Annotated in this window: 2 rRNA genes; both read left to right on the top strand. The window is 42.3% G+C overall.

Annotated features, from left to right (window positions below):
• A 23S ribosomal RNA gene (locus tag CD172_RS12420) occupies window positions 1–117 on the top strand; the annotation flags it as partial.
• 196 nt (window positions 118–313) lie between these two features.
• Window positions 314–409 (top strand): 5S ribosomal RNA (gene rrf, locus CD172_RS12415); the annotation flags it as partial.

The following is a 409-nucleotide window of genomic DNA, read 5'->3' as shown; positions in this document are numbered from 1 at the left end:
GAGATTTCCCAACTTCGGTTATAAGATCCCTCAAAGATGATGAGGTTAATAGGTTCGAGGTGGAAGCGTAGCGATACGTGGAGCTGACGAATACTAATTGATCGAAGACTTAATCAATTTAGTTCATAAGGTGATGCTTGTGAAACAATACTTACTATCTAGTTTTGAATGTATAATCATTCAATTTACGAAGTGAAAACGTTTGAAGTCTATGAATCACAAGGAAGCGTGAGGGCGCTTACTCCACGTAAGTTACCGAGCAATGATGCCGTGATGAAGACGAATGCGAACGATTGCCACGAAGTAAAAAATGTTTGGTGACAATAGCAAAGAGGCCACACCTGTTCCCATGCCGAACACAGAAGTTAAGCTCTTTAGCGCCGATGGTAGTCGGACTTACGTTCCGCGA

This window comes from Staphylococcus agnetis (assembly GCF_002901865.1).
Classification (GTDB): Bacteria; Bacillota; Bacilli; order Staphylococcales; family Staphylococcaceae; genus Staphylococcus; species Staphylococcus agnetis.
This window is presented reverse-complemented; position numbering and strand designations above follow the sequence as displayed.